Origin of the sequence: Microcoleus sp. S28C3, from assembly GCF_036700785.1 — a bacterium.
Lineage (GTDB): Bacteria > Cyanobacteriota > Cyanobacteriia > Cyanobacteriales > Microcoleaceae > Microcoleus > Microcoleus asticus.
In genome coordinates, this window is record NZ_JAUBPO010000080.1 from 15,567 (window position 1) to 36,440 (window position 20,874).

Here is a 20,874-nt window from a genome sequence, read left to right on the forward strand (position 1 = left end):
AGTTAAAAAACCCGGTTGATGAGAGTTAGAGTGCGTAGATGACCGATCGTCAAGTTGAGATTTTGCCCGGAAGCAGAAAAAAACGCGGCAAAACCTGGTAGCAACCGGAGGTCGAACCCAGCGATCGCTTTCCCAGGCTGTTGCTGGAAGAAATACCGCATCTACAAACTCCAGAGTTAATGATCGTAAACAGGATTGTCTTTAGGACTAATTAATTTCAGCAACTTTTGCTTGATCTGGGTATCGAATACTTCCCATTTCAGCCTCGCATAATCGCTATTCTCATTGTCGCCGGAAAGAAATCCTACCGGAATTTCAAAACCTCCTGCTTGACTTCTACCACCGCCAAAAAAGCGTCCTTGAGCATCTTGACCGAAAGCTTCTTTAATAAATTCGTCGGGGTCGAGAGTGAGTTTAGTAGTTCGCAGCGAGCCAATTACTACTTCAATTTCTTCGTCTTTGTCGTGAACAATTCCATAAACAACGGCTGTATGTACGTTCTCCTCTGTTACTAAAAAGTCCGCCGCTTGGGGAATAGAATCCCGATCGTCATAGCGGAGGTAGCCGATGCCGGCGATCGAAAAATTGTTCTGGACGGTGCGGTTTTTGAGCGCTCCCTCGATGGCGTCCATCACCCACTTAGAACGAGACGACAGCAACACCGCATTCAGCAACTGCGGGTCGTAAAACCGGCTCAAATAAGCCGCAGCTAAAAAGTCCTCTTCCTGAGCTTGTCTGAGGGCGTTAGTATCCGATCGCAAACCGTGCATCAAAGCTGTAGCGCACTTGATGTGCAGGCTGACGCTGCCGTCGAGAGTTAAAAGTCCAGCCTGTAAATACTCGGTCAAAATCGTGGCTGTAGCGCGGATTTGAGGGCGCAAATCGGTAAATTCTGCGTTCATTTCCCCCTGCAAATTGTGATGGTCGATGACGGCAGCGATCGGAACTCCAGCCGCTAAAATAAACTGGGTTAAGTTACAAGTCGTCCCTTGGTTGTCGATGAAAGCGCAGCCATGATACACAGACAAATCCTTAGTTTTTAATGTTTCCAGCGTCCACCGCTGCAACGGCAACCCTGTCAATTTAACTAAGGCAATATTTTCTTGGTGGCTGAGGGCGCCGGCGTAGATAATCTCGCATTGGATATCGTACTGTTCGGCGATTAATTTGTAAGTCCAAGCGCTTGAAAGTGCGTCTGGGTCTGGAAAATCTTGTAGCAATATTAACTGGCGAGTGCCTTTGTGCCGATCGAGCATTTGGCGCAATTGCTCAACTTTGCGATCGTGCAATTCCTCGCGGAGACTGGTGCGATTCTCTTCGGAAGCAACTTCGGCTTTGCTGCGCCGTTTCCCAGGCGCACTCACTCTGGGTACAACCTCGATGCTGGGTTCAAGCTCACCTTCGCGGTTATCAGATGTTTCATCGGAATTAGCAGGGAAATGGTCTTTCATTGTTAAAAATTAACAATTTAACTATTCAGGATTTGCGCGACATTCGCTTTTAAACCCGGTTTGCTTGTAGATGCCTTGTTGTCAAAGCCAATACTTCTTACGAGAAACCGGATTTAAGAGCGTAAATTCTCTCTTTAACTTTTTAACTTTTTAACTCGTGCACCCCGGGTGCGTTGCGAGGAAGGAAGCAATCTCAGAAATCAGAACTTCCGCAAAAAACCCCCGCGCTTGCGCTGACAGGGGTTTTAAAGGCCTATTACATATTTTTGCCATTCTTTGTGCATACCGCTCTTAACGTGTTTAGTCACTTCAAAATAAAGACCGCTGTGAGGTTTCCTCGGCGGATAGCGCAGCGGCATTCCCGCTTCTTTTGGCGTGCGGCTGCCTTTATTGACATTGCAGCGGACGCACGCCGTAGCGAGGTTTTCCCAAGTGTCGCATCCTCCGCGCGATCGGGGAATCACGTGATCGAGCGTCAAATCGTCCCCGGTATAACCGCAGTATTGACAAGAGTGCGCGTCCCGGTGCAAGATGTTCCGGCGGGTAAGCGGAATATCCTTATAGGGAACTCGGACGTAATGCCGCAGTCGGATCACAGTTGGTAGCGGAAAATTTGGCGCAATAAATTTCCCGTTGTGTTCTACCTGTTCTGCTTTTCCTTTCAGCAACAAAACTACCGCCCTTCGCCAATTGGTGATGTTAAGGGGTTCGTAGGAGGCGTTCAGCACCAGAACATTGCCCATTGTTGATTATTAAAGAGAATATTTTTCCCGATGGTAACACAGGTTCGAGTTTAGGTGGGACGGCCTCAGGAAGAGCGAGGCTCAGCAAAAAACGGTGAAAAACCGCACCTTTACCCTATACCTTCGCGCCTGCGCCCACTGTGGCTGCACCTATTTTCTGCCGCCGGCGTTTGTCAAGTAGCATTTTTCCCTGAGTTTTGGCCTAGATGAGGCCAGTGCGTGCGATGGCAAAAATTTGCAGAATTAATTTTATTTTTTTCCCTAAATGCCTAATCTTCCCGGCAAAAAGCAGTCTAACTTTTTAAAGTATTAGTAACCTTAAATGAAAAAGCTTATTACTGCTCATGGAATTTCGGCTCTTAAAGTCAGCTTTTAGCGCGTCAATTCTTGCCCTTGTTGCTCCGATTTTAGCAAGCAGTCCCGCCTTTGCCCAAACGCCTTCATTCTTCTGCGGCGCTGCTGGCGGCCGCCCAGCTACAATTGCTGTCCAACAAGGCAAAAATATTCCCGTTATTCTGTGGCTAGCTGATAACTATTTCAATGAATCGGGAGAAGACGCGATTACTCGGTGCACCCGAGTCTCGGGAATTCTCAACAACTCGCAACCGCAAGGCAACTGGGAGAATATTATCACATCAGGTGCATCTCCCAACGGTCAACTAATTATTTGTGCAGCTAATTCTCAAGACGGTTCCTGTAGATTATTATATCAAGTACCCAAAGGGCAAAATCCCGAACAAGCCCGACAAGAACTCTTAAGAAAAGTCAAAAACCCTAATGTAAGTATTTCGCCGGTTAAGGTAAATTGATAGTCATAAGTCATTAGCTAGGGGTAGGGACGCGGCAATGCCGTGTCCTACTTGCAGATTATTGAGAGGACACGGCATTGCCGTATCCCTACTTGCAGATAGTTGAAACTCTTGTAAAATACTTCGGTTGAGTGGTGAAAAAATTGCAGCTTTGCTTCAGCAATTCTTCTAACCCTTCAACCTGCCTCAGCCAAACAGTGCCGTTGCTTCCAGCTACAGCAATTTGCTTTCCGTCTCGACTCCAACTGACGCTAACAACATTCTCCTCGAAGTCAAATTGAGCAACCTGTCGCCCCGCTAAATTCCACAGCCGCACACTCTTATCAATTCCCACTGTAGCAAGCCGTTCTCCGTCGGGACTAAAACTAATTGCTTTCGCATCAAAATGCAATGTTTGAAATTCATTAACTAATTCTTTTTCTGACATATCCCACAGGGCGACTTTGCCATTCAATGTTACTGTTGCAAAGCGATACTGGTATTGATCCGAACTGAAACTGAGCCCTATTGCCTGAAGAGGCAGTATTTTTTTCAGCTTTCCCGATAAATTCCAAATTCGGACTGTAGATTTGCCATCTAAAGTTGTTAAAAAATCGCCTTTTGGGCTAAAATTTACGCTTCTCACTAAGCCGTTGTGACCCGGTATTTGCACGCTAGGTGATGCTAATTTGGGCAGATTTGACAATTTCCAAATTGCAGCCTTGCTGTCTATTCCTGCCGCAGCTAACAACTTTCCTTCGGGACTAAAACTGATGCTGGTAACAGAGCCTTGAATTCCTTTCAATTGAGAAATATTTTTACCTGATAAATTCCATAATTTAACGGTGCTGTCCCTTCCGGCAGTCGCTAAAAATTTACCGTTTGGGCTAAAGTTTACCATATTAACTGACTGCTGCAAAGCTTTCCATTCAGCAATTTTTTGCCCGGAAAAGTTCCAAATCCGAACCCTATCATCTATTCCTGCGGTTGCTAATATTTTCCTGGTTGGGCTAAAACTGATGCTGGTAACTGCACCTTTATGAGCTTGCCAATTTATCTTGGTTTGCGGAAGTGATGATGCTTTCGTCTGCTGTTGTTCACTAATTTTATCAAGAATTACTTGTAAGGCTAACAGCGGTCTAGTTGCCGGATATTCTTCTAGCTTGTGTTTATTTTTAACTAAAGTTTTTAATCTTTTTCCCGAGGCGATCGCCCTCAGTAAAGCTTCTGATAAAGCTTCGCTATTTTCGGTTTTTTGAGATACCGCTAACAGTAAAGCATCGCTGCCATTTTGTTCGATTTCAATACTTGCTTGTGCTAGTTTAAACCGCTGGTAAGCGAGAGTTGAAAAGCCGATCGCCCCTACTAACGATGCTGCCAGTACCGCAGAACCGATTCTGATCCACTGTTTGGCTTTTTGTTTGGCAGAGTCAGCTTCCATCAAAGCTTTTTCGGCATCGCACACAGCTTTTTGGGTTTCTAGTGTAGCTGAATGCAGCAGTTGATTTTGGTCGCTCAAAATAACTTTTTGGCTGACCGTCAAAAACTGAAAATCTTCGTTTCTCAAACTTTTTCCTGCCGCCCAAACTAATGCTGACTGCAAATCATCCCCTCGCAACAGTTGGGAATCATCTTCACAGCTAGAATTTAGCCAGAGTTTGATAGCTTCCGAGTAAGGCGAGAGGTTTTCTAATTTTTGTTCAATTAACTCTTTGTTAAATACAGCTTCATAAATAGGATTAGAAATTGTTAATTTTTCCCCGTGCTTAACGATTAATCCGCTCAATCGCAATTCCATTTGTTCGGCACTGCCATCGGGGACAATTTCAGCTTGCTCTAAAATTTGCTGATACAATCCGAGTCTCCTGACAATGCGCTGGTTTTCTTTGAAAAGCCGATCGCGAATTGTGGACAAATGTTCGGGAACATCTTGAGTTTCCCAATTTTCCACGATTTTCAAGCGCACTACCTTCTCAACCCACTCTTTAGAAGTGTTAATTTTATCTTTTTCCCCCTCTTGGGAAGGGGCGGCTGCATCTTTCTCTCCCCGTTGGCAAGGGGCGGCTGGGGCGGGTAAATTCGGGATTAATTGTGGATTTTCCAGCAGAAGTTTGCACAGCTTTTGAGTCAAAAAAGGCTGCCCGCCCGTCCAATACAAAACCTCTCTCAAAACTTGATTAGGGCTGTCTGTAAGCTCTGCCAACCCTGCTGCTAGCGGTTGAGCTTCTGTTTCGTCAAAACCAGTTAATTCGATCGCCTTGCCAATATTAAAAGGGGTGTTGGTGGTGGCATTTTGCTCGCGGCACAAATCCGTGGGCGATGCTACACCTAAGAGGGCCCAAGTTAGGCGATCGAACTCTGAATTGTTGGCGCGTTTGTTGTAGCACGATCGAATTAAGGCTAAAAAATCATCGGCGGGAAAATCTAGGGCGAGAATGCTGTCGATTTCGTCAATAAAAATGACAATATTGCTGGAAATGTTGGGTAACAGTACGGTTTCGATGAATTCGCTCAATCTTTGAACCGGGGTTAAAAAATTGCGATCGCGCCACCAAGTCCGCACGTTGACAATATCCGACAGGTTAAAGTTATTTTCGAGAATGCGTAGCAAACCAGCATACCACTGTTCGGGAGTGACGCCGCGGTTGCCAATTTCCGAAATGTCGATCGCAGCACAAGCAATTCCTTCATTTCTCAGCCGCTGAATTGTCCGCACCTGCAAGCTAGATTTGCCCATTTGCCGGGAATTCAAAACATAACAAAATTCCCCGGCTTTCAATCCGTTATAAAGGTCGTCGTCTGCTTGCCGCTTCACATAATTTGGAGCGTTATTTGTCAAACTCCCACCGACTTGATAGTAACTGGGCTTTGTGGTAAAATTCATAAAATAAAAAATAACATTCGGCTGTTTAAACCGCTCAAGATACAAACGAAGTCCCTCTCTAAGAGGCTAAAGAATCGAGGGGTTATTATAATTTTGTATGATTAATTGTACCACAATAAATGAATATACTTAATTAAATCTCAGCTCCAAATGGCTAAAAAAGTTGCTAGATGAGCATTTTTCCTTCTTCCTTCTTCCTTCTTCTTACAGCATGAAAACTGATTGGACTGGATACAACCGCGACAAAGACAAGTTAAGAGCTGAAATTTGGTCTTTGCTGAAGCAGCAAGCCGCATCTATTGGCGATCCGTTTGGTCATATTCCCAACTTTGTCGGTGCTGAGTTGGCCGCTGAAAAATTGGCAAGTTTACCAATATGGCAACAGGCAAAAACGATTAAGTGCAATCCAGATTCGCCACAAATTCCGGTACGAGGGCGTGCTTTGCAGGAGGGAAAACGCCTGTATATGGCAGTACCGCGATTGACAGACGATCGCTGTTTTGTTGAGTTAAATGCTGCGGATTTGCAGAGACAAAATGTATCTATTGCCGAAAGTGCGATCGCCCGCAAAGCACTCGCTTGCGGAAAATTGGTAAGTTTTGCAGAAATGGAGCCGATTGATTTAGTAATAGTCGGCTGCGTAGCGGCGGGTACCAACGGTGGAAGAACCGGGAAAGGTGCGGGATTTGCGGATTTAGAATTGGCTATGTTGAAGGAATTCGGGTTAGTTAAAATCGATACGCCAATTGTAACAACAGTGCATCCTTTGCAAATAGTCGAAGATTCGCGTTTACCAATGCAAGCTCACGATTGGGCGCTGAATTGGATTGTTACTGCCCAGGAGGTAATTGAGACTAATACAAGTTATCGGCGTCCAAGTGGGTTAAACTGGGATAGTATACGGCCCGAACAGTTGGAACAAATTCCGATTTTGCGAAAGTTGAGAGAGCAAGTTTAGATTTTGTTCTTTCAGGCATTGCTGAATGGAAAGATGAATGGCTAAGCATGATGAGGAACAGGCACATTTTCTACTAGAGGAGGTCTATTTAGGATGAAAAAAGTCTTATTAGGATTGAAGTCAGAGACTTACGAACATCCTTTCGATCGCAAAGCTTTAGCGTCTTTAGAAAAGATGCCTGGAGTTTCTTTATTGCTCAAGAAAGTGAATGAGTACGGTATCGATCGCCTACTCCGTTTGCAATGTTTGGGGAGTGATTTTCGCGTGACTCCCAACAATTTTCCGGGGTTGTCTCAGGCGTTGGAAGAAACTTGTGAAATTCTCGATTTATATCCCTGTCCAGATTTATATTTGTTTCGTGGTTGGGGGCATATTATTACCGTTACAATTGGTATTGAAAGTCCAATTGTAACGGTGAATTTAGAAGCCTACGAATGGCTTTCTAGCCAGGAACTAATTTATGTATTGGGGCATGAAGTCGCCCACATTAAGAGTCAGCATTTGCTCTATCATCAAATAGCGATGGTGATGCCGCTTTTAAAGAATTGGGTGAATGCGGCGACATTAGGATTTGGCGGTTTGGCGGCTAATGGGGTAGAACTGGCGTTTTGGAATTGGTTAATGATGGCAAGGTTTACAGCGGATCGGGCGGCGTTACTGGCTTGTCAGGATGTGGATGTAGCCATCGCCGCGTTGATGAAACTTGGCGGTTTACCCAGTTGCTATGTAACACCGGAAGCGATCGCTGATTTCCTCGTTCAAGTGCGCGAATTTAGCGACAACAGTGTAGAGTCTCAAGATACACTTACTAAGTTGCTCAGTTTCAACGAGTCCACGCAATCTTGGGTCGTGATGCGCGCTTCGGAACTCCTAAAATGGGTCGATTCAGGAGACTATAAAACCTTACTCGAACAACCCAATCAACCGCCACCATTATTAGACCCAGACGCTACAGAAGATTGGAATTTTTTAAAGTCTTGGTAAATTCCGTATGCTATAGCAAAGTGCTGACTAATCAACAGATGAAGGCGTTGCTAATTCCTGGGATGAAAATAGGACTAGATGCTTGGAACTTCGTTCCACATCATCTCGCTTTTCAGCAATGCCTTCTTTCAATTTATCACTCCCAATTATTTTGACTAATTCAACTGGCTGGGCTTCATCCCTAACCAAATTTGTTGTCCAGTTTCCTTAAATGCCCGCACGACTACATCAACTGATGAACCAACTGCTGGATATTCATCGCGTGTCATAAAACCTTCATCTTTGAAATTCCCGAGTTCAACAATACCCGTAAACTTTATCCCTGGAAGGGCAACAAATATCCCAAAAGGCCAGTGCTTGGTGACTACTCCTTTCAATTTAGTTCCAACTTTTAGAGACTCTTTTATTTCTTCCCACGGTTGCTCGTCAATCATTTTATTTTATAAGCCTCCTACTTGCATCATTTAATTAGTAAGGTGCTCTACTATCCTAAACTTTGAACAATCGCCCTAAAACTTCGTCTGACGCACCCTACAAGTTTAGGATTTATCTCAAATCCGTTGCTATCGGAATTATTCATCTCTCTCTTCTCTTCCTCTGCGCCCTCTGCGGTTTAATTATTCAAAAACAACCGTAAACGATATTACTCATTTTATCTCAAGGTAAAAGATAATTCACAGCGATCGCCCCAATTTCTATCCCTTCAATAATAATCGGTATAAGAGCCGATCGCCCAAAATCTAACCTTTGACTGTAATCTGACTGCTCAACTTCAACAAGAGGTTGAGAGTAAACCTCCACCAGTTCTTCCACAAGATTCACAATCCAATAAATCGCAATTCCAGCGCGGGCATAAATCCGTTTTTTGACAGTTCGATCGCGCTGAAGCGTCGTATCGGATACTTCAACAATCAGGGCAAGATATTCAGCACCAGGATGCCGATCGAGATACTGTCGCGTATCCCCTCGAACAACCACTATATCAGGTTCTGGTTCGCTGTTTGATAGCGTTATCGGTTCTTGGGAATCAACATACCACCCCGCAGGTTAAAGGTTCTCTAAAGCTGTTCTGACAAGACGAGTTGTTGCTCGATGCGGTGGATTTTTGGGAATTTTGAAAACCAGCCAACCTTCCAGCAATTCTACAGAGTCATCATCCGTGAGAATGCCAGCTTGAATTATGGCATGATACTGCTCAATGCTCAAGCGCCAAATCAGAGCGTTCGGAATTGCTGCGACACTTTCGACGGGCGGCATAACTGTATTGGCTAGTTGATTATTGTCTTATTTTACTGTTTATTTAACGAACCGCGAAGGCGCGAAGGACGCGAAGTAAGAAAGAAGAAGAAGAGGAAGAAGGTAATTTCATAATCTATCTACTTTGTGGTGAACACGCGCCATGCAATGAAAGCTGTAAAGGCTAGATAACCAAACACGGTTATCCAATCTAGCCAATTATCGGAAGTTATTAAAAAAATATCGTTCATGGGCTGTTTTAATTTAAAAAGAGGTAGATTGTGATTTGTCGTTTGGTGGGGGCGGGTTTATGAGATTGTTCATTTTAGGCAATTATTGGCAGGTTTACCCGCCTCTACCATATCTGGAATTATAGGATAGCAGAGCGATAGGACTTAGACGATCGCGCTTAAGTGCGATCGAAAATATTGCCGGTACAACTCGCACCTCGGCACGCACTCGTTCCCCTGCAATTTCACCAACCCCAAGCTGTCTAATTTAAACGCCTGCATCGCTTTTAATGGCACCGGAGAATCCGCCGCTGCAATCTCTCTCATTCCCTGCGCCAACTCTGGATATTCTTCCAAATTCCACAACTGCCGGCGCAAATGGTCGCTATAAATTCCAGCATCTGCGATCGCAGTTTCTTTTAATTCATCGAGTGTCAAATCCGATCGCGAAATGTGATATAATGCAACTCGCACTAAATACGGATGTCCGCCGACAATGGACATCAATTCCTCAACTTCGGCTTCCGACCAATTCAAGTTGTGGCGCGCTGCTAAATCTTGTATTTGCTGAGAGTTAAATTCGGGCAAATCTACGGGCAGTCCGACGTTGAAAGGCGATTGATTGATGTTCATCGGGATGTAAACTTCGGTGGAGTGAACTACAATTAATCGCAGTTTTTTCCAGATGTCGCGCCGCTTCGATTCTTCGTGCCACGCCCGCAGCAGTCCTAAAAAGTCTTCGGCAATGTCGGGATATTGAAAAACGCGATCGATCTCGTCTAATCCTAAAATTAAAGGACTGTCGATTTGCGGTAAAATGTATTTTTCAAAGTAATCTTTGCAGTTGACTTTGCTGCCAAAAATCTCGTCCCAATAATCGTCTAATTGATTTGCTAAGTGCAACTCGCGGCCGACGTAAGCGCAAAACCACTTTAAGAATTTATCTAAGTTGGCAAATACGCCTTTATCTACTAACTGAAAAGTTAGCGGCACGGTGCAATAGCCTTGACGGGCTCCGTGATGCAAAATTCTTGCCATCAAGGAAGTTTTGCCCATTTGTCTCGGTGCTTTAATTCTAATTAACGCGCTGGGCTGCACAATAGTTTGATAGCAGCGTTCTTCGATGGGCGGGCGTTCTACATAAAATTGAGAAGCGACATCGACTTGTCCTCCGGGTAATTCCGATTCGGCGGCGGGTAGAGGTGTTTCGTCGCTGCTAATTTCTAATAGCTGTTTTTGTGTTAAATTTTCCGTTTCTTCGGTAACTGGTACGGGTTCTTCTGCTAGCAAGTTCAGAACTTCTTCGATAATAATTGGAGTGTCGGCGGTGGTTTTCCATTCCCTCTGTTTGATCCGGTACAGATAGCCGCGCAAATCGTGATTTAGAGGCGCGTTCAGCGGAAAACCGACGCGGATGGGGAGAATTATTGGTCTTCTGTCAGCGCGAGCATCTTGCAGTTCTTTTGCTTGCTGAACTTGATATGTTAGCAGTTCGCTTTGGCTGACCGTTGGCGGCAATAGTAGGAGCAAATAATCGCATTCTTGGAGGAAGAAATTAATGCGATCGAACCAATTATCTCCCAATCTAATATTATTTTCTGCTGTAAACACTGTATGACCGATCGCGCTTAAGGCCGTTTCTAACTGTTTTCCCAACTCGCGATCGGGTTCGGCGTTGCGATAACTGACAAATACTTTAACAATTCTGCTGCTGGTGGCTGTTTCCTCCGCTGGCGGCAAATTGTCCAGCTCGTCTAAATTTTCCGGTTCCTCAAGTTTAGCCGATCGGTGGTCGCCATTCGCCAGAGTCATCTCAAAAGCAGCGAACAACTGGCGAATTTTACTCAAATCTGCACCTTCTCTACCCTGCTTAATTTTGCTGACTGTATCGGCACCGACGCCAGACTCGGCCTCTATTTCAGTCAGAGTACCTCTAATGTTATGTCGGTCAGACCATTCTTGGAGCGCCTCGTTAAGTTTCTTTAAGCCAGAGGCAGTGAGAATGCGACCGCGATCGCGTTTTGACTTGAGCACTTCGCTTGCACTGAAAGGGAAAGGAATCTAGGAAGTTTAACGCCTTAAGTCCCTATTTTAGGCGATTTTAAGGGAGATAGTCAGCTAGCCGGAATTTAAGGCATTTTACTTGGAGTAGTTTTTGGGGCGATCGACTCCTCAAACTCTGTCCTGATAACGGCTTCAACTGTTGAATATATTTGAGTATAAAAAATTTTTCTTAACTCCCCAATCTCCGCCGCTAATGACCACTTAACTTTTTAGAGTAGATACACCCAGCAGAAAAGGAGCAGCCAAATGAGCAAAATCTTACACAGACTGGCAATGGCCGCTTTAGGAACCGGCGCCATTTTCACAATTAATACACTTAATAATTTAACAGAAGCATCAGCGGCTGGTAAATTTGACCAATCAGAAATTCATCAAAACACAGCTTTTCCAATTCCCGTACCGGGGCAGTTCCATAAATAGGCAAATTCATTGATTTAATTAAGGAGAAATTATGAAGTCTACACTTTGCTCCCCGCAACCTACAGCTACAAAATCTGACTCCGTTGATGCTGAGGCGATCGATGCCTGCACTGCACTTGCGTGGGTTGAATTGGTAGCATTAGATGCCAGCGCTCTCACAGGGGATGATTGGCTGGCTTTGTGCGATGATATTGATAGCGGGGAAATCTACCGCTGCTGGTTTTTGTGGCGCGACCGCGAAGTTAGCGGTAATTGGGAAGCTTACGATCCTTTGAGCGATCGCCGATTTGTTGCTAAAGAAAAAGTGTTGCTCAAAGCCGCGATCGACTCGCTCGAAGATGCTAGAAATCAGGCGACAGCAAAACCTTAATTCATCTAAGGCGCAGACAATTCGCGCGGACAAAACAATAATTTGGCGAAGATAATTCACGACTGACTAAACAAACTTTCCTCCGCCTGCACGAGACTGGAAGAAAAAGGGGTAATAGAACCGGATTTGATATGAGTCCCGAAAACCAAATATTCTCAAAAAAAATAAAAAAATTTACGGCGGCAGGCAGAGTTGACTGTATGATCCTATGTGCTTCGTCTCGAAAGCGGTCGAGAACACTGTGACCGCCGCTTTCTCGTTGCCACTGTTAAACTCTTTGTCTTTAAACATGACTCCAAAACTGCGATGGCTGTTGCCTGCTTTAATTACTGTTTTGTCGATCGCCCTGCCCGCAAAAGCTGATACACTAACATCTTGGCACTTCGATGCCAGCGAAAACCAACTCAATTTAACCACGGATTCAGGAGTTCAGCCGGAAGTCAAACTCATTGCAAATCCCACCCGCTTAGTAATTGATTTACCGGGAATAGTCTTGGAATATCCCGAAACTCCTCAAAGCTACAACTCAGCTATTCAACAAATTAGAGTCGGACAGTTTGACACGGAAACTACCAGGTTAGTCATACAATTAACTCCAGGTTATAAGTTAGACCCGCAACAAGTCCGAGTCATTAGAGAATCTGCCACTCGCTGGTCGTTTCAGTTGCCGAATCCCGAGCAAATAGCGGGCAACGAGTCTGTTATACCTACAGCTATTACCCGGATAGAACAAACAACAGGTCAAGTTACGCCCACTGTTTCTCCCGGAAATCTGAGAAACTATTCCGCTGATTTGGGGATGTCAACAGGCTTGGAAATGACAGCCATCAAGCCTCAAATCGAAAGTGCGATCGAACAGTATAGATCCCTCAGCGCCGGAATGTTTTTTCTGGATTTAGATACAGGAAACTATTTGGATATCAAGGGCGATCGCGTATTTCCGGCCGCGAGTACCATCAAATTACCGATTCTGATAGCCTTTTATCAAGATGTAGACGCAGGCAAAGTTAGCCTAGACGAAACATTAGTTATGAAGTCCGACTTAGTTGCCAGCGGCTCTGGAACTATGCAAGATGAACGAGATGGCACTCGGTTTAGCATCAGAGAAACCGTAGATAAAATGATTACCATCAGCGACAATACAGCCACCAACATGATTATTGAACGTTTGGGTGGAATTGCTAAACTCAACGAGCGTTTTCGCAGTTGGGGATTAACTGATACGAGAATTCGCAATTGGTTGGGAGATTTTCAAGGAACAAATACAACAAGTTCTGTGGATATGGTAAAGCTGCTGGCGATGCTGTCTGGCGATAAATTAGTTTCTGAATCGAGTCGGGAACAAGCTTTAGAATTACTGCGGCGCACCACAACTAGAACGCTGTTACCTTCTGGTTTAGGCGCAGGAGCCGTGATTGCTGACAAAACCGGAGATATCGGCTTTGTGGTTGGCGATGCGGGAATTATTGATATGCCCAACGGCAAGCGTTATTTAGCCGCAATATTTGTCAAACGTCCTTACAATGACCCGATTGTGAGAGATTTTGTGCGCCGGATTTCGCGGATTGTTTACAATTATTTAGACCAACCTGCGGCGAAAGTACCGGAATTATAGAACTCATGCAAAAAACCCGCTTTCTGGTAAAAATCGTCGATTGATACGAACAATTAACACAGAAACGGGGTTTTTGGTGTGGCTTGCGTAAGCGCTGAATTAACAATTAACTTAAGACTATTCTTTGCGCTCGATGGCTACAGTCAAATGAGCCGCAACTGCCCCAACTGTAGCAAGTACAGCAGCAATTGGAAAGGCTACCGATCCTGCAACGCCGCCCACCAATCCAGCCATCAGCGGAATGTCTGCCAAAATCCGCCCTTGCGAGTTTTTGATGACGAGGCGGCGGAGTTTTCCTTGCTCAATTAGTTCTTTGACTTTAGCAATTAAACTGTCGGCACTAATCTTGAATTCTTCCACTCTGACTTTTTCTTCTGTTGCAAATTCTGAAGCGAATAAAGGAGTTTCAACTGTTGGGTTGGCTGAATTTCCGGCGGCTGCTGTTTCGTCTTCTAAAATCGTTACTTGTTGTTCTAGTTGTGAGTTCATTTTTTGTAGGGGCGGGTGAAAACCAACCGTTTAATTTGTATACCCTTATCTTCGGCGATCGCACTTGGGAATGACAGGCAAGGAAACCCTACAATCTGCATTCGTACTTTCCACCCCCCCACTTTTACTCAAAACCTTATCTCTTTCTGGTTAGAAAAGGGCGGGTTAATCTATTCCTAAAGGTAGAGAAAATATCTTTGGGAAAAGCCGCCCCTAGTGATTATTTGTGTCGAATTAGCTCGTAAATTTCCACATAGTCTTTAGCTGGATATTTCCACGAATTGTCACAATTCATGCCTTGAAGCATGAGTTTTTCAAATTCATCATGATAGTCATACCACAATCCGATCGCCCGATCGAGCGCCGACTCTAAAGCGCCGTAGTCGCTTTGGTAAAACACGTAACCGTTGCGTTCTTCCGGCAGGTGGCGGGTGTCGTAATCTCGATCGAACACAGTATTCACCAAACCGCCAACTCCCCGCACCACAGGAACAGTACCGTACCTCAACCCGATCATCTGAGTCAGCCCGCAGGGCTCGTAATTGCTGGGAACCACAATCATATCCCCACCCGCGTAAATTAAGTGCGACAGTTCCTCATTAAAACCTAGTTCTAAATGGCAGTCGGGATTATCATTTAAAAACTGTCTTTCGTGCTGGAAATGAGCGTTAATTCCCGCTTCCGTCGCGGAACCCAAAAGCACGAATTGCGCTCCCTTACTCAGAGAGTAATAAATTGCGTGGTGGACGAGATGAACGCCTTTTTGGTCGTCCAAACGACCGATAAAGGTAATAATAGGCTTGTCAGCATCGCGCAGTAACAGCCGATCGCGCAAAGCTTTTTTAGTTTTGGCTTTTCCTGCCAAATCCTCCTGAGTGTAGTGGTGCGGAATATAGCGATCGGTCTCGGGATTCCACACATCGTAATCAATGCCGTTGAGCACCCCGCGAAACTTCTCTTGATATAAATGCAAAGTGTGGCCCAAACCGTAGCCAAACTCGCCGAGGTGAGCTTCCCAAGCGTGGTGCGGCGAAACTGTGGTGACAAAATTAGAGTACACAATGCCACCTTTCATAAAGTTGATGGCAAAAGGGTTAAAGTTATCTCGGAGGCGATCGTACTCAAAATAATAATCCGGTCTGTGCAAACCCGTTGCTTGCAAAATATCGCTACCTCCCATGCCTTGATGTTTGAAATTGTGAATGGTATAGCAGACTCGCTGATATTCCATCCAATTGTATTTGTAAATTTCAAAAAGCAAGACTGGCACCAAACCAGTTTGCCAATCGTGACAGTGAATCACATCGGGACGCTTATTGCTTCTGAGCAAAAATTCCAAAGCGGCTTTGCTGAAAAATGCAAACCGCATATTGTCATCATTGCAACCGTAATAACAGCCCCGATTAAAAAAGTTATCTTGAGAACGAGGTTCGATGAAAAAACACAACTGCCCGTGCACCCAGCCGCACAAGACATCGCAGAGGATTTCGCCGCCGTACCAGGGCACAGCCAAATCCCGGTAGGCCTCGTGAAGTCCCCAAATGTGGTCGTACCTCATGCAGTCGTACTTGGGTAGAATAATCTCGACGCAGTGGCCGGAATTCTGCAACTCCCGACTCAAACCGTAAACTACGTCGCCCAAACCTCCTGCTTTGATGACGGGGGCGCACTCCGAGGCAATTTGTACTATGTACATTTTTTTTTCTCGCTCCTGGATAAATCAAAAAAATATTTTCTTAACTTGACAAAGTATATGAGTTCTCGGCAAATAAGCAAGTAGGCCATTGGGAATACAGGGAAATACGCACAGCTAGCGGATGTTGGGGCAGATTCGGGCGATCGGTGATATCGTTTCCGCTTGGATCAGAATTATTTAAACCGCAGAGGAGGCAGAGGACACATCCGTGAGTTCAATCTAAAATTGATTAACTACCCCATTTCCTCGCATTTGTCAACTAAATATTTTTTAAATTTTTTGCCTAATTTGCGCGAAAATTTCTCGCACGATGCTGATAACTGATTGGCACAGAGCACCTGTTCGGCTGCCAAACATCAACAGGACTTACGCATTCAAGGGCGGTGTTACAAGGGTTTGAGATTCTTCATTTCACTTGCCAATGACACAATTACCTTGAAATGCGCCCAGAACTAATCAAATCAGGGATTCTATCTTGGAAATTCAACCAGCAAATGCCGTGTCCAGCATTCATCCAGAGACTCTTAAGGAGGCGCTCGCCGATGCCCGACACCAACGATAAGGAAAACAATTTAAACCAACAACTCCAACAGCTAGTTGCTGAAGCCTGTTCGCATCCGCCCAAAAGCTTGATGCGGCGGGAAAAACTCAGCGAGATAGTGAGGCTGATTGTAAAATCCGGCAAACTTTGGCAAGAAGACACGCCTCATTACAACGATGCTTTACAGCAAACTTGGGTGTATTTTTGTCGCAATGTTTGCGAAGCTAACACCGCCAACAAACCTTACGATCGCAATCTGGGCAGCGTCATTACTTGGCTGGACAAATATCTCAAGATGCGACTGAAAGACTTTACTCTCGAACAAACGCAGGAAAAAGTTAGACGTGATTTACCCTTGATTTCAGAAGACTCAGCAGAAATTAACCCGATCAATAATATCGAAAACCCGCCGACTTATTCTGACAGTCCGCTAGCCATCCTAGAAGAGACAAAAAAATGGGTGCGGGCAGATCCCGAGGGGGAATTGAGAAGCGTTCACATCAAAGAACGCCCCGATGTCACTTGCCAAACCTTAATTCTGAGGCGTCTTCCCCCGGAGACTCCCTGGAAAAACATTGCTCTTGAATTTAACTTGCCGCCGTCAACCGCACCAAATTTTTATAAAAGAGAATGTCTGCCCCGCTTGCGAAATTTTGCCAAAAATCAAGGATATCTGGAATAAAGGCAGGACAACTCCTGTCCTAAAAAAAATCTGTAAAAAAGGAAAACCGTGATGAATAACAGCACCGAAAATATCAGAGAAAAATCTATTCCCCTGCCCATTACAGCCGCAGCCCTGCGGCTGGCACAGAAGTTTTCAAATCTTGAGGGAGTGACATCCCCGGAAAAAAAAGAGCAAGTTTATTTCAACACTTTAGCTGTATGTGCAGTGAAAGATTACATGGAAATGATGGACATTCCCACAGACTTGAATGCCAGCGACAGTTGGAACGCGGCCATGCGCCTTTACACCGATGCAGCAGACTTGAAATTAACTCAACTAGGTCATTTGGAATGCCGACCTCTGAAGTCGGGCAAGTTTTGTTACATTCCCCTGGAAATACCGGACGATCGCATTGGTTTAGTAGCAGTTGAGATCGATATAAAGCGACAAGAAGCTACTTTGCTGGGATTTATGAAAACTGCAAGCGCTGGGGATTTAGCTATTGACAAATTGCAAAGTTTTGACAAACTTCTCCAACATTTGGATTGTCTGGAACGCAGCCGAAAAACTGTACAACTGCGTCAGTGGCTGCACAATATTTTTGATACTGGTTGGCAGTCTGTAGAAGATATTTTAGTGCCAAAAGAACCTCATTTAGCTTTTCGCTACAGCAGCGCAGTCGTGCGGGGCAAGATAATCCATCTGACAGCAGATATCTCGGAAAAAGCATCAGCAACCATCGATTGTTTTCAAGAAAAACCTAATTTATGCAGGGGTGTAAGAGAACCAGCCCGATCGGTAGCTTTGCTGGTGGCGATCGAACCAACAACCGATACTGAAACTAATATTAAAGTACAGGTGCATCCCGCTGGCGGGGCAGACAGCTTGCCGCTCAATCTGACTCTGAAAGTCACCGACGGCGAGGGAAAAACTGTCATGGAAGCTTGCGCTGGCAGCGGTAACAGCTACATGACTCTAGAATTTGCCGCCGATCGCGGAGAATGTTTCAGCGTTGTGGTAAAACTGAAAGAATTCTGTATTGCAGAGAATTTTGCCGCCTAAAGCGGCTCGCTTGCCATAAGTTGTTCAGCATGGAAATTGAACCTGGGCGGGCAGGATGCCCAGCCCACAAGAATTTCATCGCGCCGTGACTGTAAAATTTAGATGCGCCTAGGCTTATCAGTTGTTAGCCATGCCGAAATTAGTTGTTTTGAAGCTAGATGATAACTTGATAAAAGGGGTGCGAGTTTCTCTGGAAATCGGCGCGGAAGGAGATCTGCCTGCAGTGCAAATCCAAGCCTTCCTGCCTCCGAAACCAGAAATAGCGGAACACTACGATCGCTGGCAGTCAACCTACCGCAGTTTGGGAGATTTCCGCATTAAGCCGATCGAAATTAGCATTAGGGGCTCTCGTGCGGAACAGTTGGCCAAATGCCGCTTGTTGCGGGAACAGTTAAGCCAGCAAATCAATAGCTGGCTCAACTCCGAACCGTTTCGCAAACTCAAAGAAACATTGCTCGAACAATTAATGCCGTCGGACACGATTCGATTTTTAATCCAAACTGACGACATCAATCTGCGGCGGCTGCCTTGGTACTGTTGGGATATTTTTGAGCGCTACCCGAAAGCCGAAATTGCTTTGAGTCCCCCAACTTCTAAAAAACCGGCTATTGCCAACAGAAATCCCGCTAAAGGCAGCGTAAAAATTTTAGCAATTTTGGGGAACAGTCAAAAAATTGATATTGAGCAAGATAGAATTATACTTGCAGGATTGCCCTCAGCAGAAGTTACTTTTTTAGTAGAACCAAGTCGCCGCCAAATCGGCGATCAGCTTTGGGAAAAAAGCTGGGATATCTTATTTTTTGCAGGACACAGTTCTACCCACAGCGACGGCCGATCGGGTAAATTTTATATTAATCAAACGGAGAGTTTAACAGTAGAAGAACTGAAACACGGTTTCAAGCTAGCGGTTAGCAGCGGCTTGCAGTTAGCCATTTTGAATTCCTGCGACGGATTGGGAATAGGGCGACAGCTTGAAGATTTGGGCATCCCGCAAACGATCGTAATGCGGGAACCGGTGTCCGATCGAGCTGCCCAAGATTTTTTAAAGTATTTTATCCAAGCTTTTTGCACCGGGGAATCTTTGTATGTGGCAGTGCGTCTCGCGAGGCAAAGATTGGCAGAATTAGAGTCAGAAATTACCGGCGCGGATTGGCTGCCGATAATTTGTCAAAATCCGGCATCCAAGCCGCCAACTTGGCAAGAGTTGCTGCACAAACCCGAGCCGGAAACTGTCAGCAATCCGCCATCTTTATCTCGGCTGCGCCGCTTTCAGATCGGGCTGTTGGCGATCGCAACTGCTGCTGTTTCTGTCATGGGAGCGCGATCGCTGGGCTTGCTCCAGATATGGGAATTGCAAGCTTTTGACCAACTGATGCGGCTGCGTCCTGCAGAAAGCTCAGACTCGCGTTTGCTGGTGGTGGAGGCGACGGAAATGGATATCAACAAATATGGCTTTCCGCTGCCGGATGCGACGATCGCAAAAGCAGTGGAAAAATTGGCCCAGTATCAGCCGCAAACGATCGCTCTGGATATCTTCCGCCCTAGTCCTTTACAACCCGGTTATGCAGCATTAGCGGCTCGCTTTCAGGGCGATCGAAATTTAATAGGTTTGTGCAGCGTCAAAGAAACCGGCAAACCCAACAAATGCGGCATCGAACCGCCGCCCGCACTGCCAAAAGAGCGCCTCGGGTTCAGCGATGTGGTGGCAGATGCCGACGGTATTCTCCGCCGCCACTTGCTGTTTATGCAGCCGCACAGCAGCGATCCTTGTACTACAGATCACTCTTTGAGCGCGAGGGCTGCCCTCCATTACCTAGCAGAAAAAGGCATCAAACCGGAAGATATTCCCAGAGATAAGATAAGGCTGGGTAATGCAGTTTTTGCACCGATTCACGGCAGTACTGGCGCTTATCAAAACTTGGACAATCGCGGTTTTCAAATGATGCTCAATTACCGACAACCCAAAAATTTTGTTCGCCGAGTCAGGCTGGCAGAACTGTTAGAAGGAAAAGTCAATCCCCATTGGATAAAAGACCGAATTATCTTTATTGGCGTGACGGCTCCGATTTCCAATCCAGATTATTTTTTGACGCCCTACAGTGCGGGAGAATCGCCTTCCCAGAAAATGCCGGGGGTGTTAATTCAATCGCAAATGTCGAGTCAAATTATCAGCGCTGCTTTGGATGGGCGCCCGCTGCTGCAAATTGCACCTGAATGGACCCAAATGCTGTGGATTGTGAGTTGGGCAGCAGTTGGTAGCGCGATCGCGATTGTCAGCCGACGCAGGCTGCACGCGGTGTCAGGGGCGATCGCATCTGCGGGGATTTTGAGCGGGGTTTGCTGGTTTTTGCTAATCGGGGGCTGGTGGGTGCCTTTGGTACCCTCAGCTTTGGCACTGGTAGCAGCGGGTTCAATTGCGATCGTTTTTACTTTTCGGCCGAAATGACAATATGAATTGGCAATCGTTAGATGACATCGCCAACAAATAATCTCCAGCCGTTGGAGAGATGTAGGGGTGGAGCATTTGGGCGACAATTCATGTTTCCCACCTTTGATTTTATGCCCAAATGCTTCACGCTCCCCAGGCTATTCAATTAGAAACTAAATAGGGCTTGCTGAATAAAGAGAAAAACTAGATGTTTTATGGGTTTGTCAGCGCGGCTGGGGTAGTCAAAAGCA

The 20,874-nt window shown here is 45.5% G+C and carries 18 protein-coding genes and 1 pseudogene; 9 read left to right on the top strand and 10 right to left on the bottom strand.

Features of this window, described 5'->3' with window-relative positions; all coding sequences use genetic code 11:
* Positions 1–2: 2 nt before the first annotated feature.
* The 3 genes from QUA13_RS22180 to QUA13_RS22190 form a co-directional block, all read right to left on the bottom strand.
* The gene (locus tag QUA13_RS22180; RefSeq protein ID WP_333201933.1) at positions 3–161 is read right to left on the bottom strand and encodes a hypothetical protein; all 159 of its coding nucleotides are present in this window, start codon (positions 159–161) and stop codon (positions 3–5) included.
* 15 nt (positions 162–176) lie between these two features.
* On the bottom strand, positions 177–1,451 hold the full coding sequence (locus QUA13_RS22185; protein WP_333201935.1) for a bifunctional oligoribonuclease/PAP phosphatase NrnA: 1,275 nt from the start codon (positions 1,449–1,451) through the stop codon (positions 177–179).
* A 245-nt stretch (positions 1,452–1,696) separates the two neighbouring features.
* Complete coding sequence (locus QUA13_RS22190; protein WP_333189173.1) at positions 1,697–2,194, bottom strand: HNH endonuclease; 498 nt, start codon at positions 2,192–2,194, stop codon at positions 1,697–1,699.
* A gap of 344 nt (positions 2,195–2,538) precedes the next feature.
* Between QUA13_RS22190 and QUA13_RS22195 the strand changes: the two genes are divergently transcribed.
* Complete coding sequence (locus tag QUA13_RS22195) at positions 2,539–3,003, top strand: COP23 domain-containing protein (protein ID WP_333201937.1); 465 nt, start codon at positions 2,539–2,541, stop codon at positions 3,001–3,003.
* 88 nt (positions 3,004–3,091) lie between these two features.
* Here QUA13_RS22195 and QUA13_RS22200 read toward each other — a convergent pair whose 3' ends face one another.
* A complete protein-coding gene (locus tag QUA13_RS22200) occupies positions 3,092–5,866 on the bottom strand; it encodes an AAA-like domain-containing protein (RefSeq protein ID WP_333201939.1) in 2,775 nt (924 codons plus the stop codon).
* 211 nt (positions 5,867–6,077) lie between these two features.
* Here QUA13_RS22200 and QUA13_RS22205 point away from each other — a divergent pair, with 211 nt between their 5' ends.
* Positions 6,078–6,824 (top strand): 5-formyltetrahydrofolate cyclo-ligase, encoded by a 747-nt coding sequence (locus QUA13_RS22205; RefSeq protein WP_333201942.1) that lies wholly within the window; start codon positions 6,078–6,080, stop codon positions 6,822–6,824.
* A gap of 93 nt (positions 6,825–6,917) precedes the next feature.
* Complete coding sequence (locus QUA13_RS22210) at positions 6,918–7,808, top strand: M48 family metallopeptidase (RefSeq protein WP_333201944.1); 891 nt, start codon at positions 6,918–6,920, stop codon at positions 7,806–7,808.
* A 155-nt stretch (positions 7,809–7,963) separates the two neighbouring features.
* Here QUA13_RS22210 and QUA13_RS22215 read toward each other — a convergent pair whose 3' ends face one another.
* The 4 genes and pseudogenes from QUA13_RS22215 to QUA13_RS22230 all read right to left on the bottom strand — a co-directional run bounded on the left by QUA13_RS22215 (position 7,964) and on the right by QUA13_RS22230 (position 11,308).
* Positions 7,964–8,242 carry a S1 RNA-binding domain-containing protein gene (locus tag QUA13_RS22215; protein ID WP_333201946.1) on the bottom strand — a complete coding sequence of 93 codons (279 nt, stop codon included), beginning with the start codon at positions 8,240–8,242 and terminating at the stop codon, positions 7,964–7,966.
* Positions 8,243–8,465: 223 nt separating this feature from the next.
* A pseudogene (locus QUA13_RS22220) lies at positions 8,466–8,837 on the bottom strand (Uma2 family endonuclease); the annotation flags it as partial.
* 18 nt (positions 8,838–8,855) lie between these two features.
* Positions 8,856–9,065: a hypothetical protein gene (locus QUA13_RS22225; protein ID WP_333201948.1), complete on the bottom strand. Its 210-nt coding sequence runs from the start codon at positions 9,063–9,065 to the stop codon at positions 8,856–8,858.
* Positions 9,066–9,439: 374 nt separating this feature from the next.
* Positions 9,440–11,308, bottom strand: a complete 1,869-nt coding sequence (locus tag QUA13_RS22230) for an AAA-like domain-containing protein (RefSeq protein ID WP_333201950.1) — start codon at positions 11,306–11,308, stop codon at positions 9,440–9,442.
* 276 nt (positions 11,309–11,584) lie between these two features.
* Between QUA13_RS22230 and QUA13_RS22235 the strand changes: the two genes are divergently transcribed.
* The 3 genes from QUA13_RS22235 to QUA13_RS22245 all read left to right on the top strand — a co-directional run bounded on the left by QUA13_RS22235 (position 11,585) and on the right by QUA13_RS22245 (position 13,743).
* On the top strand, positions 11,585–11,758 hold the full coding sequence (locus QUA13_RS22235; protein ID WP_333189164.1) for a hypothetical protein: 174 nt from the start codon (positions 11,585–11,587) through the stop codon (positions 11,756–11,758).
* Between the two features lie 31 nt (positions 11,759–11,789).
* On the top strand, positions 11,790–12,128 hold the full coding sequence (locus QUA13_RS22240; protein ID WP_333201952.1) for a hypothetical protein: 339 nt from the start codon (positions 11,790–11,792) through the stop codon (positions 12,126–12,128).
* A gap of 289 nt (positions 12,129–12,417) precedes the next feature.
* On the top strand, positions 12,418–13,743 hold the full coding sequence (locus QUA13_RS22245; protein ID WP_333201954.1) for a serine hydrolase: 1,326 nt from the start codon (positions 12,418–12,420) through the stop codon (positions 13,741–13,743).
* Positions 13,744–13,860: 117 nt separating this feature from the next.
* Here QUA13_RS22245 and QUA13_RS22250 read toward each other — a convergent pair whose 3' ends face one another.
* Together QUA13_RS22250 and glgA are read right to left on the bottom strand one after the other, a co-directional pair.
* Positions 13,861–14,232 (bottom strand): DUF4342 domain-containing protein, encoded by a 372-nt coding sequence (locus tag QUA13_RS22250; protein WP_333201956.1) that lies wholly within the window; start codon positions 14,230–14,232, stop codon positions 13,861–13,863.
* 220 nt (positions 14,233–14,452) lie between these two features.
* Complete coding sequence (gene glgA, locus QUA13_RS22255) at positions 14,453–15,928, bottom strand: glycogen synthase GlgA (RefSeq protein WP_333189160.1); 1,476 nt, start codon at positions 15,926–15,928, stop codon at positions 14,453–14,455.
* A 542-nt stretch (positions 15,929–16,470) separates the two neighbouring features.
* Between glgA and QUA13_RS22260 the strand changes: the two genes are divergently transcribed.
* From QUA13_RS22260 to QUA13_RS22270, 3 genes are all read left to right on the top strand, one after another.
* Positions 16,471–17,151, top strand: coding sequence for a sigma-70 family RNA polymerase sigma factor (locus tag QUA13_RS22260; protein ID WP_333201958.1), 681 nt, complete (start codon positions 16,471–16,473; stop codon positions 17,149–17,151).
* Between the two features lie 51 nt (positions 17,152–17,202).
* Entirely contained in the window at positions 17,203–18,195 is a 993-nt protein-coding gene (locus QUA13_RS22265) for a DUF1822 family protein (RefSeq protein ID WP_333201960.1), read from the top strand.
* Between the two features lie 130 nt (positions 18,196–18,325).
* Positions 18,326–20,641 carry a CHASE2 domain-containing protein gene (locus tag QUA13_RS22270; protein ID WP_333201962.1) on the top strand — a complete coding sequence of 772 codons (2,316 nt, stop codon included), beginning with the start codon at positions 18,326–18,328 and terminating at the stop codon, positions 20,639–20,641.
* Positions 20,642–20,874 lie beyond the last annotated feature (233 nt).